Here is a 15,556-nt window from a genome sequence, read left to right on the forward strand (position 1 = left end):
GTTCTAGCGGCAACCCATGCTAGAAAGAATATCGCTGTAAACGTCCCCGTTTTAGCTTCATGGTGATCCCTAGCCCCCTTCCCCTCATCTTCCGGTTGATCCATGCTGATGCCATGGACAGCCGAACGCCCGCAACCATCGAGATCAGCGACGCCGAGCGCATCGACCACCTGCGGCTGATCCGGTCGGACAATGTGGGTCCGCGGACGTTTCGTTCGCTGGTGCGTCATTGCGGCAGTGCCCGCGCCGCACTGGAGCGGTTGCCCGAGTTCGCCCGCCGCGGTGGTGCGTCAAGACCGCAGCGCATTGCGAGCGAAGCGGACGCGCGCAGCGAGCTGGAAGCCTGCGCCAGGCTTGGCGTGCGGCTGATCGCGCCCGGCGAGCACGGCTATCCGCCGCGGCTATCCGAACTGGACGATGCCCCGCCGCTGCTGGGCGTGCGCGGCCTGATCGAGGTGTTGATGCGTCCGATGATCGCGATTGTCGGCTCGCGCAACGCTTCGGCTGCAGGCTTGAAATTCGCAGGCGTGCTGGCGCGCGATCTTGCAGACGCCGGCTTCGTCGTCACGTCCGGCCTCGCGCGCGGCATCGACCAGGCGGCGCACCGCACTTCGATCGAAGGCGGCACGGTCGCGGTGCTCGCTGGAGGTCACGACAAGATCTATCCGCCCGAACACACGGAGCTGTTGCAGGCCCTGCTCGCGTCGGGCGCCGCGATCTCGGAAATGCCGCTCGGCTATGTGGCGCGCGCTCACGATTTCCCCCGGCGCAACCGCCTGGTCGCCGGCGCCTCGCTCGGCGTCGTCGTGGTGGAAGCGGCGTTGCGATCGGGTTCACTGATCACAGCGCGGCTCGCCAACGAGCAAGGCCGCGAGGTCTTTGCGGTGCCAGGTTCGCCGCTCGACCCACGCGCGGCCGGCACCAACGGCCTGATCAAGCAGGGTGCAACGCTGATCACCGAAGCCTCCGACGTAATCCAGGCGGTCGAGCCGATCATGGGCCGGCCCGTCACCTTGCGCGAAGACGAGAGCGAGCCGCTCGCGCCCGATCCCGGTGAAGCGATGCGCGACCACATCGTCAATCTGCTCGGTCCAACCCCGATCCTGCTCGACGACCTGATCCGTCTGTCAGGAGCGTCAGCGGCGGTGGTGCGAACCGTGCTGCTGGAGCTCGAACTCGCCGGCAGGCTGGAGCGTCACGGCGGCGGATTGATCTCGCTGATCTAGATTATTCGGCCGCTTCCAACCTTCGATCAAAGCGGGCGCGCGCCGCCTCGATCTCGGTCTGATGCGCCTTGGCCCACTCGCCAAGCGCAATGACGGGTTGACTGAGACCCCGCCCAAGATCGGTGAGCTCGTAATCAACCCGCGGCGGAATGGTCGGAAAGATCGTGCGCGTGACCAGGCCGTCGCGCTCGAGGCCGCGCAAGGTCAGCGTCAGCATGCGCTGCGAAATCCCGGCGACCATGCGCTTGATCTCATTGAAGCGCTTGGGACCGTCGAACAGCATCATGATGACGAAGACGCTCCACTTGTCGCCGACCCGGGCGAGCACCGAGGCGACACCCCGGCAATCGCCATGCGGATCGAGATCCGACGACGGCGGAAGGGCGGGAACCTTGCTGTTCTCAGGTTTCACGAATGTGCCTTTGGTGCGACGTCATCGTCGCGATCTCGCGCGGCGGCTTCTACGGCCCGGGCACGCCGGTTGCGGCGCTTGAACATCTGGAAACGTATTTGCGCGGCGTCTTCGGCTTCATCGGCGTCACGAAACTCGAATTCATCGCCGCCGACGGAATCCAGATTGGTCCCGAGCACCGCGAAAAAGCGCTCGCCAGCGCGCTTGAGGCGGTGACAAACCTGCGCGCCGCCTGACACGCGATTCCAAGGAAAGAGCCCGCTGAGCAGCGGCTCTTTCTTTTCTCGATGATCAGCCGCGGAACACCGGCGCGCCCGCCGGCGAACTGGTTGCGCCACCATCGACGAAGATTTCCTGGCCCTGCACATGGGCCGCGTCGTCGGAAGCCAAAAACAGCACGGTCTTGGCGATATGATCGGGTTCGGCGATCCGCCCGAGCGGCGTCACGCCCGCAATACGCTTTTCAAGCGCGGCGAAAGCTTCCGCCGTCGGCGCCGCACCATTCCAGATTGGTGTGCGCGCCGCGCCGGGCGCCACGACATTGATGCGAATGCCGCGCGGCGACAGCTCCGAAACCATGACGCGTGCCATCGCTGTCACCCCGGCCTTGGTCGCCGCGTAAGCCGAATAGCCGGGATTGCCGAGCACCGAGATCACCGAGCCGTTGAGGATGATCGAGGCGCCGTCGTTCAGGTAAGGCAGCGCCGCCTGCACGGTGAAGAACACCGACGTGAGATTGGTGCGGATCACCTGCTCGAAGGCCTGGAGCGTGGTGTTGCCGACCGGCGTGTTGCCGGGAATGCCGGCATTGGCGAAAACAATATCGAGCTTGCCGAACTTTTCCGCCGCCTGCTTCACGGCAGATTCAGTGGCGAAAACGTCATTGGCGTCGGCAACGATGGCAAGCGCGTTCGGCCCCAGTTCCTTTGCGGCTGCGGCCAGCGTCTCCTTGTTGCGGCCGGTGATCGTCACCTTGGCGCCTTCGGCGACGAACAGTTTGGCCGTCGCAAGCCCGATGCCGCTGTTGCCGCCGGTGATGAATGCCGTCTTGTTTACGAGTCTGTTGGCCATGGAAGCCTCCTGGTGGGATGGTTGCATAATTAAACTGGATTGCCTACGTAGGGCATCTGGTTTAATATTGCAACCACACAAGGCCGTGATGGCGCCTGATCCGCCGGAGCGATCAGGAGACGGAGACGAACCTGTGAAACGGACCAGCTTTGAGGGCGACCCCTGCCCGATCGCACGGGCGCTCGACGTCATAGGCGATTGGTGGTCGCTCCTGATCATCCGCGACGCCCTGCTCGGCCGGCGCCGTTTCGGCGAATTTCAGAAGAGCCTCGGGCTGGCCAAGAACATCCTCACGACGCGGCTGCGCATGTTGGTCGATGAGGGAATTCTGACGACAGCGCCCGCTTCCGATGGCAGCGCCTACCAGGAATATGTGCTGACCGATAAAGGCCGCGGGCTGTTCCCGGTCATCGTGGCGCTCCGGCAATGGAGCGAAGCCTTTGATGCGCATCCCGAGCAGATCGACACGATCCTGGTCGACCGCGAGAAAGGCGCCCCGGTGCAGAAACTCGCACTCTATTCTATGGACGGCCGTGCGCTCGGCCCTGCCGACACCACCTTGAAACCGCGGCCTCCCTTGAAGCCAAAACGCCGGGTGAACGCCTGATCGGCTGTTCAGAAAAGCGGCTTGAAAGACAACTTTTGATACATATTTTACAACCCATGTGAGGTGGAATTTTCCCCGTTTCCGCTGCTTTCAAGTGCTGTCGATTTGACAGGGGCGGCCTCACCACCCATGTTCGGTTCGAAACGGCTGGCGCGAGTCTCGCGGAACCGGCCTTTTATTTTCCCCTAAGCTATTGGAATGGCATGAATATCGTTATCGTGGAGTCGCCGGCCAAGGCCAAGACGATCAACAAATATCTGGGCGCTTCCTATGAAGTGCTGGCGTCGTTTGGCCATGTCCGGGACCTCCCCGCCAAGAACGGATCGGTCGATCCGGATGCCAACTTCCAGATGATCTGGGAGGTCGACCCCAAAGCCTCTAGCCGGTTGAACGATATCGCCAAGGCGCTGAAGGGGGCGGACAAGCTCATTCTGGCAACCGACCCTGATCGTGAGGGCGAAGCGATCTCCTGGCACGTTCTGGAGGTGCTGAAGGAAAAACGCGCGCTCAAGGACCAGGCGATCGAGCGCGTCGTCTTCAACGCCATCACCAAGCAGGCGATATCAGACGCGATGAAGAATCCGCGCCAGATCGACGGCGCGCTGGTCGACGCCTATATGGCGCGCCGGGCGCTCGATTATCTCGTCGGCTTCACCCTATCCCCCGTGCTGTGGCGCAAGCTGCCCGGCGCGCGCTCGGCCGGCCGCGTCCAATCGGTGGCATTGCGCCTGGTCTGCGACCGCGAGCTGGAGATCGAGAAATTCGTCCCGCGCGAATATTGGTCGCTGGTGGCGACGCTTGCCACCGCGCGCGGCGAAACGTTTGAGGCACGGCTGGTCGGCGCCGACGGCAAGAAGATCCAGCGCCTGGACATCGGCACCGGCACCGAGGCCGAGGATTTCAAGAAGGCGCTGGAAGCGGCCACCTTCGCGGTAACCTCGGTTGAAGCCAAGCCGGCGCGGCGCAACCCGCAGGCCCCCTTCACCACCTCGACGCTGCAACAGGAAGCCAGCCGCAAGCTCGGCTTTGCGCCCGCCCACACCATGCGGATCGCCCAGCGGCTTTATGAGGGCATCGACATCGGCGGCGAGACCACGGGCCTCATTACCTATATGCGAACCGACGGCGTGCAGATCGATCCTTCCGCGATCACGCAGGCGCGCAAGGTGATCGGCGAGGATTACGGTAACGCCTACGTGCCGGATGCGCCGCGCCAATACCAGGCCAAGGCCAAGAATGCGCAGGAAGCCCACGAAGCCATCCGCCCGACGGACCTTTCGCGGCGGCCGAACGACATGCGCCGCAAGCTCGATCCGGAACAGGCCAGGCTGTACGAGTTGATCTGGACCCGCACCATCGCAAGTCAGATGGAATCCGCCGAGCTCGAGCGCACCACGGTCGATATCACGGCCAAGGCCGGCTCCCGCACGCTGGAACTTCGCGCCTCCGGTCAGGTCATCAAGTTCGATGGCTTCCTCGCGCTCTATCAGGAAGGCCGTGACGACGATACGGATGATGACGAAAGCCGCCGCCTGCCCGCGATGAGCGAGGGCGAGACCGTCAAGCGCCAGGACCTCTCCGTCACCCAGCACTTCACTGAGCCGCCGCCGCGCTTCTCCGAAGCGTCGCTCGTCAAGCGCATGGAAGAACTCGGCATCGGCCGTCCCTCGACCTACGCCTCGATCCTTCAGGTGCTGAAAGACCGCGGCTATGTGCGGCTCGAGAAGAAGCGCCTGCATGGCGAGGACAAGGGCCGCGTCGTCGTCGCGTTCCTGGAGAACTTCTTCGCCCGCTACGTCGAATACGATTTCACCGCGGCGCTGGAAGAACAACTCGACCGCATCTCGAACAACGAGATTTCCTGGCAGCAGGTGCTGCGGGACTTCTGGCGCGGTTTCATCGGCGCAGTCAACGACATCAAGGACCTGCGCGTCGCCGAAGTGCTCGATGCGCTGGACGAGATGCTCGGCCCGCACATCTACCCGCCACGCGCCGATGGCGGCGATATCAGGCAATGCCCTAGCTGCGGCACCGGCAAATTGAACCTGAAGGCCGGTAAATTCGGCGCTTTCGTCGGCTGCACCAACTATCCGGAATGCCGCTACACGCGGCCGCTCGCCGCCGACAGCGAAGCCAGCGCCGACCGCGTGCTGGGTCAGGACCCCGAGACCGGTCGCGACGTGGTCGTGAAAGCCGGCCGCTTCGGTCCCTACATCCAACTCGGCGAGCAAAAGGATTACGCGGAAGGCGAAAAGCCCAAGCGTGCGGGCATTCCGAAAAACATCTCCCCGGCCGATGTCGAGCTTGAGCTGGCGCTCAAGCTATTGTCATTGCCGCGCGAAATCGGCCTGCATCCGGAAACCGGCCAGCCGATCACCGCGGGGCTCGGCCGCTTCGGGCCGTTCGTGAAGCACGAGAAGACCTATGCCAGCCTCGAGGCCGGCGACGAGGTCTTCGATATCGGCCTCAATCGTGCGGTGACGCTGATCGCCGAGAAGGTGGCCAAAGGGCCGAGCGGCCGTCGTTTTGGCGCCGATCCCGGCAAGCCGCTCGGCGATCATCCGACGCTCGGCGCTGTGGCCATGAAGAACGGACGCTACGGCGCCTATGTCACCGCGGGCGGCGTCAACGCAACCATTCCAAGCGACAAGGATAAGGATACGATCACGCTGGCCGAGGCGATCGCGCTGATCGATGAGCGGGCAGCCAAGGGCGGCGGCGGTAAGCGCGGCGCCAAGAAGGCAGCCAAACCCAAGGCCGCAAAGACCGAAGCGGATGCGCCGGCAGAGAAGCCAGCCAAGAAGGTCGCGGCGAAGAAAGCGGCAGCCAAGTCGAAGTCGGAGGCGACCTCGAAGGCGCGCGCGCCGGTGACGGCGAAAACCTCGGCCAAGAAGGCTGCAAAGCCCGTCGCCAAGAAGAGCAAGGCAAGCGGTTAGGAATAGAGTGCCTAAACAACGCGACAGCGGCTTTCCCTCGACAGACGCCATCGTCGCCTTCATTCGCGCCCATCCCGGCAAGATCGGAACCAAGGAGATCGCGCGCGAATTCGGGCTCAAGAACGCCGATCGCGCCGCGCTGAAGCGACTGCTGCGCGAGCTCTCCGACGAAGGCATCATCAAGAAGCGCGGCAGGGAAATCAGCGAACCTGAAGTCCTGCCCGCGACCGTACTGGCCGACATCACCCGCCGCGACAGCGATGGCGAGCTGATCGCCGTTCCCGCCGAATGGGACGAGGTCGAACGCGGCGAAACGCCGAAAATCCGCATTCACATGCCGCGGCGGATCCAGCCGGGAACCGCGGCCGGCGTCGGCGACCGCGCCCTGCTCCGTGTCGAGAAACTGGAAGATCGCGTTCGCGACGGCGTCGGCTATCGCGGGCGCATCCTCAAAGTCCTCGATCACGCCAAGACGCGCGTGCTCGGACTATTCAGGAAAAATCCCGACGGCTCCGGCCGCCTGATTCCTGTCGACAAGAAGCAGGCGGGACGTGAACTGAATATCGCCAAGAACGACACTCTGGGCGCCGAGGATGGCGACCTCATCAGCGTTGACCTCGTGCGCTCGCGCGGCTTCGGTCTTGCCTCCGGCAAGGTGAAAGAAAAACTGGGGTCGATTGCGTCGGAAAAAGCGATCAGCCTGATTGCAATCCATACGCATGATATTCCGCAGGCCTTTTCCCGGGACGCCTTGCGCGAGGCCGAGGAAGCCGAGCCCGCCAACCTCAAAGGCCGCGAGGACTGGCGTGATATCCCGCTCCTCACCATCGACCCGCCGGACGCCAAGGATCACGACGACGCGGTCCATGCGCTGGCCGACACGGATCCAAATAATAAAGGCGGCTTTATCGTCCACGTCGCCATCGCCGATGTCGCGTTCTACGTTCGCCCGGGTTCCGCCCTCGATCGTGATGCGCTGTTGCGCGGCAACTCCGTCTACTTCCCCGATCGCGTCGTGCCGATGCTGCCGGAGCGGATCTCCAACAATCTCTGCTCGCTGGTGCCAGGCGAGCCGCGCGGCGCGCTCGCGGTGCGGATGGTGATCGGCGCGGACGGTCGCAAGCGGTCGCACACGTTTCATCGGGTGCTGATGCGCTCGGCCGCCAAGCTGAGCTACGCGCAGGCGCAAGCAGCGATCGACGGCCGTCCCGACGATACCACGGGTCCCCTGCTCGAACCCATTCTGAAACCGCTCTATGCGGCTTACGCGACGGCAAAACGCGCGCGCGACGAGCGCGACCCGCTCGATCTCGATCTTCCCGAGCGCAAGATCCTGCTGAAGCCCAACGGCACCGTCGATCGCGTCATCGTACCGGAGCGGCTCGATGCACACCGCCTGATCGAAGAGTTCATGATCCTGGCCAACGTGGCCGCGGCTGAAATGCTTGAAAAGAAGTCGCTGCCGCTTATCTATCGGGTGCACGATGAGCCGACGCTGGAGAAGGTTCACGCGCTCCAGGAGTTCCTCAAAACGCTTGATTTGCCTTTCGCCAAGGCGGGCGCGCTGCGGCCGACCGTGTTCAACCGCGTGCTGGCACAGGTGAAGGGACACGATGCCGAGTCGCTGGTGAACGAGGTGGTTTTGCGCTCGCAGGCCCAAGCTGAATATTCGGCCGAGAACTACGGCCACTTCGGCCTCAATCTGCGACGCTACGCGCATTTCACTTCGCCGATCAGGCGATACGCCGATCTTGTCGTGCATCGCGCGCTGATCCGCGCGCTCGGGCTCGGCGAAGGCGCCTTGCCGGATTCCGAAACGGTGGAATCCTTGAGTGAAGTTGCCGCCGAGATCTCGGTCACCGAACGGCGGGCCATGAAGGCCGAGCGCGAAACCGCCGATCGCCTGATTGCGCATTTCCTCGCCGATCGCATCGGCGCGACGTTTCAGGGCCGGATTTCCGGCGTGACGCGCTCCGGTCTGTTCGTCAAGCTCACCGATACCGGGGCCGACGGCCTTGTTCCTATTCGCTCGCTCGGCGAGGAGTATTTCAACTATGACGAGACGCGCCACGCTCTGATCGGCTCACGCAGCGGAGCCATGCACAGATTAGGTGACGTCGTCGACGTTCGTCTGGTAGAAGCTGCGCCCATTGCCGGCGCGTTGCGGTTCGAGTTGATCTCGGAAGGCCAGCCTTCCGCTCACGGCCACAGGCGCGAGGCGCAGCGGCGGCCGAAGGTTTTCCCTGGCCGCAGTCCGCGCAACAAGCGCCGCAAACCCGACAAGGCGAAGGCCGGCAAGAAAGCAAAGAAAGGCAAGTCATGGAAACGGTGAGCCCCCATCCAACGGTCTGGAGCCGGGAAGCCGGGCTACAGGAAAAGCGGGACGTCTGGCAGGCCTTGAAGCGCGGGTTTCGTGGCCGCTGCCCGCGCTGTGGCGAAGGCAAGCTGTTTCGCGCCTTCCTGAAGGTCGACGACGCCTGCTCGGCCTGCGGACAGGATTTTACCCCGCACCGCGCCGACGACCTGCCGGCCTATCTCGTCATCGTCATCGTCGGCCATATCGTGGTGCCGCTGGCGCTGTGGATCGAAACCAACTACTCGCCGCCGGTCGCGCTTCAGCTCGCGATCTATTTGCCCCTCACCTTGGTCGCATCGCTTGTTCTTCTGCAGCCGGTGAAGGGCGCCGTGGTCGGCATTCAGTGGGCGCTGCGCATGCACGGATTTGACGAAGCCAATCCCGAACCCTAGACCCCTCCGACAAAAAGCAAGAGGCCACGGGGGAAATGAGCGAGCGCGAGCCCAAGAACGAGGACAAGGAGCCCGACCACTTTCCTTATCGCCGCCCCGTCGATGCCGCGACGCTGATCCTGGTCGATCGCTCCAGCGCAACGCCGAAGGTTCTGGTCGGCAAGCGGCATGACAAGGTGGTGTTCCAGCCCGGCAAGATCGTCTTTCCGGGCGGGCGGGTCGATCCGTCGGACAGCCGCGTACCCCTCGCCGGCCCCGTTCCGGCAGCGCTCGAAGCCAATCTGCTCAAGGGCAGTCCCAAAATCACGGCCTCCCGCGCCCGCGCACTCGCCGTTGCGGCGATCCGCGAGGCCTGCGAGGAAACCGGCCTGTGCCTCGGACGCAAATCGGAAGGGGCCACGCCTGCTTTGTCCGGCCCGTGGAAGCCTTTCGCCGATGCTGGCCTCTTGCCCGATCCGTCGGGCCTGTTTCTGATTGCGCGCGCGATCACCCCGCCTGGCCGCGTCCGCCGTTACGACACCCGCTTCTTCACCGCGGATGCCTCCGCGATCGCCCATCGCATCGACGGCGTTGTCCACGCAGATGCCGAGCTGGTCGAACTGGTCTGGGTCGAACTCGGTTCAAAGCCGCTGGCCGATCTGCACCGGATGACCACAAAAGTGCTCGATGAGTTGGCGCAGCGGCTATCGACCGGTCCACTGCGTCATGACGCCGAAGTGCCGTTCTTCCGTGCGGAAGGCGGAGCCATGCGCAGGGATGTGCTGGGCGTGTGATCCCATCACGCGGCGGTGATCGCGAATAACAGCTCCATCGTTGGCCAGCCCAAAAACAAAATAATCTTCCCGCCTCGCGACGATGGCGGCGCGGCCGGCCATGCTTATCTTTCGCCGAAGCGATAACCAAAACGGATACGGGGCGATGGCACAACGGCAGCTCAAGCTCGGCGCGTTCATGCGGCCGATCAGCATTCATACCGGCGCGTGGCGCTATCCCGGCGCCTGGCCCGACGCCAATTTCAATTTCGCCCATATCAAGCAGCTGATCCAGAAGCTGGAAGCCGGGAAATTCGACGCCTTCTTCATGGCCGATCATCTGGCCGTGCTCAACATGCCGATCAACGCGCTCAAGCGAAGCCATACCGTGACGTCGTTCGAGCCGTTCACGCTGCTCTCGGCGCTATCAGCCGTCACCGAACGCATCGGGCTGATCGCGACGGGTTCGACGACCTTCGATGCGCCCTACCACGTCGCGCGCCGCTTTGCCTCGCTGGATCACTTGAGCGGCGGCCGCGCCGGCTGGAATATCGTCACGACGTCGAACCCCGACGCGGCGCTGAATTTCGGGCTCGACGAGCACATGGAGCATGCCGAGCGCTACAAGCGCGCCCGCGAATTCTATGACGTCGTGACGGGCCTGTGGGATTCCTTCGCCGACGATGCTTTCGTGAGGGATGTCGAAAGCGGTCTTTATTTCGATCCCGAGAAAATGCACGTGCTCGATCACAAGGGCAAATATCTCTCGGTGCGCGGCCCGCTCAATATCGGCCGCCCCGTGCAGGGCTGGCCGGTGATCGTGCAGGCCGGCGCGTCCGATGACGGCAGGCAACTCGCCGCAGAAACGGCCGAGGCGGTCTTCACCGGCGGCGGCAGCCTCGCCGACGGCCAAAAACTCTACGCCGACATCAAGGGGCGGATGGAGAAGATCGGCCGCAACCCCGAGCACCTGAAGATCCTGCCCGGCGCCTTCGTCGTGGTCGGCGACAGCCTCGACGAAGCCAAGGAAAAACGTGCGCTGCTCGATAGCCGCGTTCACTACGACAGCGCCATCGCGTCCCTGTCGGTGATCCTCGGCACCGACGCCTCCGGCTTTGATCCCGACGGCCAATTGCCGCCGATCCCAGAGACCAATGCGAGCAAGAGCGGCCGTCAGCGCATGGTCGATCTTGCCGCGCGCGACAAGCTGACCGTGCGCCAGCTTGCCCAGCGCGTCGGCGGTTACGGTGGCTTGTCGTTTGTCGGCACACCAAAATCGATCGCCGATCAGATGGAAGAATGGCTGACGAGCTACGGCGCCGATGGCTTCAACATCATGTTCCCCTACCTGCCAGGCGGCCTCGACGACTTCGTCGACAAGGTCGTTCCGGAACTCCAGAAGCGCGGGATATTCCGGAAAGAATATGAAGGGCGGACCTTGCGTGAGAATCTCGGCCTTCCCAGGCCAAAAAACCGCTTCTTTGAGGGTAAATAGCTGGATTTGACCGGGTTTTAACCCACAAATCCTTGACTTTGGGCGGTTTGAAGCTAGGTTGCGCGGCGAATGCCGAGGCCCCTGGGCCGGCACCCTTTTTCCTACACCTGAGGTTTTCGAACATGGCCAAGGCGGTCACCATCAAGGTCAAGCTCGTCTCTTCGGCGGACACCGGTTTCTACTACGTCGCCAAGAAGAACTCGCGCACCATGACCGACAAGCTCGTCAAGAAGAAGTACGATCCGGTCGCGCGCAAGCACGTCGAATTCCGCGAGTCCAAGATCAAGTAAGATCGCGACCAGCGGCAGAATTTCGAACGGGGCCTTGATGGCCCCGTTTTCATTTTCAGGCAGTTTTCAGCATTGGCGGCGCCGACGGCCGGATCAGCGCAAACGCGACCTGGATGATGCCGCCGGCAAGCCCCAGCGCGACACCGATCCGCCAGGCCATGGTGTAGGAACCGAGTGAATCGTAGAGCAGTCCGCCACCGAAAGCGCCGACGAAACTGCCAACCTGATGGCTCATAAACGCCAGGCCCTGGATCATCGCCTGCCATTTCAGGCCGAACATCTCGGCGACCGCGCCCGCGACCAGCGGGCCGACTCCCATCCAGAGGAAGCCCATGATCGCACCGAACACCAGCGTGGTCGCCGGTGTTGGCGGCAGCGTGAAGTACCAGGCGAGCGCGAGCGAGCGGAGAATGTAGATCCCGCCCAAAAGAGCGAGCTTGCTCCAACGCTGCCCCGCCCAGCCGAAGAAGATGCTGCCGAGCACGTTAAAGCCGCCGATCATGCCGAGTGTCTGCGCGCTCAGCATTGGGTCCATGCCACAAATCGCTAGATATGACGGTAGATGCGTCGTCAGGAACACGAGCTGCATGCCGCAGACGAAATAGGCGCCGGTCATCACCACGAACGAGGCATTGCCGAACGCCAGCCTGACCGCGGTACCCGCCGAACTGTCGCCGATATCGTCTCGCGACGGTTTGGGTAGCGGAATGGCGTCAACGCGGCCGGCCAACCACGCCGCCGGGAGCATCACGATTGCCAGCACCACAAAGCCGGCAAGCCCCACGCGCCAGCCATAATCCGCACTGAGTATCTGTCCGATCGGCGCGGATAAAAGCGCGCCGAGTGATCCTGCGCCGGAAACGAGCCCGAGGACCGTCGAGCGCACCCTTTCGGGGACCGCGCGCGCGGCAACCGACATCGCAATCGCCGCCGCGGTGCAGGCCAGCGAAATGCCGATGAGCAAGCCGCCACCGATCATCACGCTCAAAAGGCCATGTGCGGTTGCCATCAGCGCAAGCCCGGCGATATAGGCCGCCGCCCCGATCACCATGATGGAGCGGAAGCCGAAACGGACCGTCAGCGCACCCGCTAAGGGCTGCAGGAATCCCCAGGCCAGATTCTGCACAGCGATGGCCAGGGTGAAATCGGAGACGGAGATGCCGATATCGTGGGTCAAGGGCTGCATGAAGATGCCCAGCGACTGGCGCAATCCCATGCTCAAGGTCAGCATCAGCGAGGTGGCGATCAGGATCGGAAGCGTCGGACGCAGGACCTGCAATAAAGGCATCGCGCGGTTCTCCCTTGAGAGGCAGCCGCCGATGCCGGCCTCCCTGTTTCTTGTCAGTCACCGTAGAGTACACAGACCTGTTTACTTCGGATATAGTGACAGTGTCGCCATCAAGACATGAGGATACCGCGCGTTCGCATGGCAAGTCCGAAACCCAAACCGACGATGAAAGAGCGGATTCTCGAAACCGCCGACAGGCTGTTCTATCTCAAGGGGATCCGGGCGATCGGCGTCGATACGATTGCAGCCGAAATCGGCATCAGCAAGCGCACGCTCTATAACCACTTCCCGTCAAAGGACGCGCTGATATCAGCCTATCTGGAGCGCCGCTTCGTGCCGCGCGGCCCTTCGGACAAATCCGCCGTCGAGCAGATTCTCGGCGTCTTCGATTCGCTGGAGCGACGTTTTGCATCAAAGGATTTCCGCGGTTGCCCATTTGTCAACGCGGTCGCCGAGGTAGGCGGCGAGAATAAAGCGGTGCGCAAGATCGCCGTAGCATTCAAGGAAAGCCGTCGCCTTTGGTTCCGCGATCTGTTGATCGAAATCGGCATCAGTGATCCGGAAGGTTTGGCGACCCAGCTTGTGCTTCTCGTGGATGGTTCAATTGCACAGGATCTGGTGCGCGACGACCCCGCGATGGCGCGGGCGGCAAAGCAGGCCGCAAGAGTGCTTTTGTCGGGCGCCGGCGTCCGCTTCGACGATCCGCCCGCCCCATCGCAACAGAAAAGCCGACCGAAAGGATAGTTCGCAGGCTTACGCCGCGTTGGCGACCACGCGGTTGCGGCCATCGTGCTTGGCGCGATAGAGCGCGATATCGGCACGCTTGAGCACGTCTGAGACGGCCTCGCCCTTTTTCTCAAGCGTCGACAGCCCGATTGAGATCGTGACCTCGATGCGCTTCTCGCCCTTGTTGACGACGAAGGGCTCGCCGGCAACCGAACGGCGCAACCGCTCCGCCACCATGCCCGCGACGTGCAGATCGGTTTCCGGCATCACGATGACGAATTCCTCGCCGCCATAACGACAGGCGAGATCGATGCCGCGGATCGATTTGCGCACCCGCACCGCGAATTCACGCAGCACGTCGTCGCCGGCGTCATGCCCGTAATTGTCGTTGATCGACTTGAAGAAGTCGATATCGAGCATCATCACCGCGAGTGGCTTGCCGCGGCTCGAGGCCTGCTCGGCCAGCGTCGCCAGATGGCTTTCCATATAACGGCGATTGTGCAGCCCGGTCAGCGCGTCGGTGATCGCGGCCTCGATCGAGTTCTGGACGTTGTCGCGCAAATGATCGGTATAGCGGCGCTTGCGGATCTGGGTCCGCGCGCGCGCCAGAAGCTCGTTCTTGTCGACGGGGCGCAGCAGATAGTCGTTGACGCCGATTTCGAGTCCACGAAGCAGCCGCATGTTCTGGTCGGCGTCCGCAATCGCAAGGATCGGCACGTGCCGGGTGCGCTCCAGCGAACGCGCCTGGCTGCACAGTCTCAAGCCGTCGAAGTTGTCGAGGCCCAGCGACACGATCAGCAGGTCATAATCGCCATCGGCGGCATGAAACAACGCCTCGGCGGGATTGGTTTGGAGGTCGACGGTGTGCTCGCCGGCCAGAACCGGCGCCAACCTCTCATATGACGACGGCCGGTCGTCCACCAGAAGGATGCGGCCGCCTTTGCCGGTGTCGGCCACGGCGCTACGCTCCGGCGCCTGCACACCGATCTCGAGCGAGGTGATGGCGCGCATCCGCAGTTCGTCCGTCATCATCTTGAGCCGGGTCAGCGAGCGTACGCGCGCGATCAGGACCACGTCGGAAACCGGCTTGGTCAGAAAATCGTCAGCACCCGCCTCCAGGCCACGAACGCGGTCGGAGGGACTATCGAGCGCCGTCACCATGACGACGGGGATGTAGTGGGTGGCCGGACTCGACTTCAGCCGGCGGCAGACCTCAAAGCCGTCCATGTCCGGCATCATGACGTCGAGCAGGATGATGTCGCATTCGGCGCGCGCGCAGATCGCCAGTGCCTCGGCGCCGTTCGAGGCGGTCAGCACGTCGAAATATTCCGCCGACAGCCGCGCTTCCAAGAGCTTGACGTTGGCAGGAACATCATCGACGACAAGAACGCGCGCGGACATCTCAACAACCCTCTATCCGATAAACCGTCGGACGGTCTCGATAAACTTGCCGACCGAGATCGGCTTGGACAAATACGCTTCGCACCCGCCTTCGCGGATGCGCTCTTCATCGCCTTTCATCGCAAACGCGGTGACGGCCACGACTGGAATGGCCCGCAGTTCTGGATCGTCCTTGATCCATCGCGTCACCTCGAGGCCGGATACCTGCGGAAGCTGGATATCCATCAGGATCAGATCGGGGCGGAGTTTGCGCACGAGATCGAGCGCTTCGAAACCATTGCTGGTGCCGGCGGTCTGATAGCCATGAGCTTCAAGCAGATCGCGAAAGAGCTTCATGTTGAGCTCGTTGTCCTCCACGATCAGGACGGTCTTAGCCATCCCGCCCCTCCACTCCCAATACCGGCACCGAGGGTAAAACCCTCAAGCACCTCGCACCCCTTCAAAAATTGAGATCAAACTAGCGCCAGATTCGCTCCAACCCGTTAAGCCGTGCCCCCACTTCCAGGACGTGGTTGCCAGTTGCTTGAAAGGCTTCCGCAGACTCGGGCATGATCGTTTAGAAACTAGAGACCATAAGTTACGGAAAGGCAAATCGGGGCTTTGA

The 15,556-nt window shown here is 63.0% G+C and carries 14 protein-coding genes and 1 pseudogene; 10 read left to right on the forward strand and 5 right to left on the reverse strand.

The window, feature by feature from the left end; translation table 11 throughout:
* The first annotated feature begins 113 nt into the window (after positions 1-113).
* Positions 114-1,226, forward strand: coding sequence for a DNA-processing protein DprA (gene dprA / locus VFL62_RS08680; protein ID WP_325171961.1), 1,113 nt, complete (start codon positions 114-116; stop codon positions 1,224-1,226).
* A gap of 1 nt (position 1,227) precedes the next feature.
* Here the strand turns inward: dprA and VFL62_RS08685 are convergent, their stop codons facing one another.
* Positions 1,228-1,638 carry a helix-turn-helix domain-containing protein gene (locus VFL62_RS08685; protein ID WP_325171962.1) on the reverse strand — a complete coding sequence of 137 codons (411 nt, stop codon included), beginning with the start codon at positions 1,636-1,638 and terminating at the stop codon, positions 1,228-1,230.
* 20 nt (positions 1,639-1,658) lie between these two features.
* On the opposite strand from VFL62_RS08685, the pseudogene VFL62_RS08690 reads away from it, so the two are divergent.
* Positions 1,659-1,874 (forward strand): annotated as a pseudogene (locus VFL62_RS08690) (NAD(P)H-dependent oxidoreductase); the annotation flags it as partial.
* Between the two features lie 55 nt (positions 1,875-1,929).
* Here VFL62_RS08690 and VFL62_RS08695 read toward each other — a convergent pair.
* On the reverse strand, positions 1,930-2,709 hold the full coding sequence (locus VFL62_RS08695; RefSeq protein WP_325171963.1) for an SDR family oxidoreductase: 780 nt from the start codon (positions 2,707-2,709) through the stop codon (positions 1,930-1,932).
* An 88-nt stretch (positions 2,710-2,797) separates the two neighbouring features.
* Between VFL62_RS08695 and VFL62_RS08700 the strand changes: the two genes are divergently transcribed.
* From VFL62_RS08700 to rpmG, 7 genes are all read left to right on the forward strand, one after another.
* The gene (locus VFL62_RS08700; protein WP_325171973.1) at positions 2,798-3,316 is read left to right on the forward strand and encodes a helix-turn-helix domain-containing protein; all 519 of its coding nucleotides are present in this window, start codon (positions 2,798-2,800) and stop codon (positions 3,314-3,316) included.
* Between the two features lie 203 nt (positions 3,317-3,519).
* The gene (topA, locus tag VFL62_RS08705) at positions 3,520-6,252 is read left to right on the forward strand and encodes a type I DNA topoisomerase (RefSeq protein WP_325171964.1); all 2,733 of its coding nucleotides are present in this window, start codon (positions 3,520-3,522) and stop codon (positions 6,250-6,252) included.
* A gap of 7 nt (positions 6,253-6,259) precedes the next feature.
* Positions 6,260-8,584, forward strand: a complete 2,325-nt coding sequence (gene rnr, locus VFL62_RS08710) for a ribonuclease R (protein ID WP_325171965.1) — start codon at positions 6,260-6,262, stop codon at positions 8,582-8,584.
* Positions 8,572-9,000: a DUF983 domain-containing protein gene (locus tag VFL62_RS08715; RefSeq protein WP_325171966.1), complete on the forward strand. Its 429-nt coding sequence runs from the start codon at positions 8,572-8,574 to the stop codon at positions 8,998-9,000. Before rnr ends, VFL62_RS08715 begins: the two co-directional genes overlap by 13 nt.
* A gap of 35 nt (positions 9,001-9,035) precedes the next feature.
* Positions 9,036-9,773 carry an NUDIX hydrolase gene (locus tag VFL62_RS08720; protein WP_325171967.1) on the forward strand — a complete coding sequence of 246 codons (738 nt, stop codon included), beginning with the start codon at positions 9,036-9,038 and terminating at the stop codon, positions 9,771-9,773.
* A 145-nt stretch (positions 9,774-9,918) separates the two neighbouring features.
* Positions 9,919-11,247 (forward strand): LLM class flavin-dependent oxidoreductase, encoded by a 1,329-nt coding sequence (locus tag VFL62_RS08725; protein WP_325171968.1) that lies wholly within the window; start codon positions 9,919-9,921, stop codon positions 11,245-11,247.
* A 122-nt stretch (positions 11,248-11,369) separates the two neighbouring features.
* Positions 11,370-11,537: a 50S ribosomal protein L33 gene (rpmG, locus tag VFL62_RS08730; RefSeq protein WP_045008041.1), complete on the forward strand. Its 168-nt coding sequence runs from the start codon at positions 11,370-11,372 to the stop codon at positions 11,535-11,537.
* A gap of 55 nt (positions 11,538-11,592) precedes the next feature.
* Here rpmG and VFL62_RS08735 read toward each other — a convergent pair whose 3' ends face one another.
* Positions 11,593-12,825, reverse strand: coding sequence for an MFS transporter (locus VFL62_RS08735; RefSeq protein WP_325171969.1), 1,233 nt, complete (start codon positions 12,823-12,825; stop codon positions 11,593-11,595).
* 138 nt (positions 12,826-12,963) lie between these two features.
* Here VFL62_RS08735 and VFL62_RS08740 point away from each other — a divergent pair, with 138 nt between their 5' ends.
* Complete coding sequence (locus VFL62_RS08740; RefSeq protein WP_325171970.1) at positions 12,964-13,569, forward strand: TetR/AcrR family transcriptional regulator; 606 nt, start codon at positions 12,964-12,966, stop codon at positions 13,567-13,569.
* A gap of 9 nt (positions 13,570-13,578) precedes the next feature.
* Here VFL62_RS08740 and VFL62_RS08745 read toward each other — a convergent pair whose 3' ends face one another.
* Both VFL62_RS08745 and VFL62_RS08750 read right to left on the reverse strand, forming a co-directional pair.
* The gene (locus tag VFL62_RS08745) at positions 13,579-14,952 is read right to left on the reverse strand and encodes a PleD family two-component system response regulator (RefSeq protein ID WP_325171971.1); all 1,374 of its coding nucleotides are present in this window, start codon (positions 14,950-14,952) and stop codon (positions 13,579-13,581) included.
* A 12-nt stretch (positions 14,953-14,964) separates the two neighbouring features.
* On the reverse strand, positions 14,965-15,330 hold the full coding sequence (locus VFL62_RS08750) for a response regulator (protein ID WP_325171972.1): 366 nt from the start codon (positions 15,328-15,330) through the stop codon (positions 14,965-14,967).
* Between the last annotated feature and the right edge of the window lie 226 nt (positions 15,331-15,556).

The organism is Bradyrhizobium sp., from assembly GCF_035701725.1.
GTDB lineage: Bacteria > Pseudomonadota > Alphaproteobacteria > Rhizobiales > Xanthobacteraceae > Bradyrhizobium.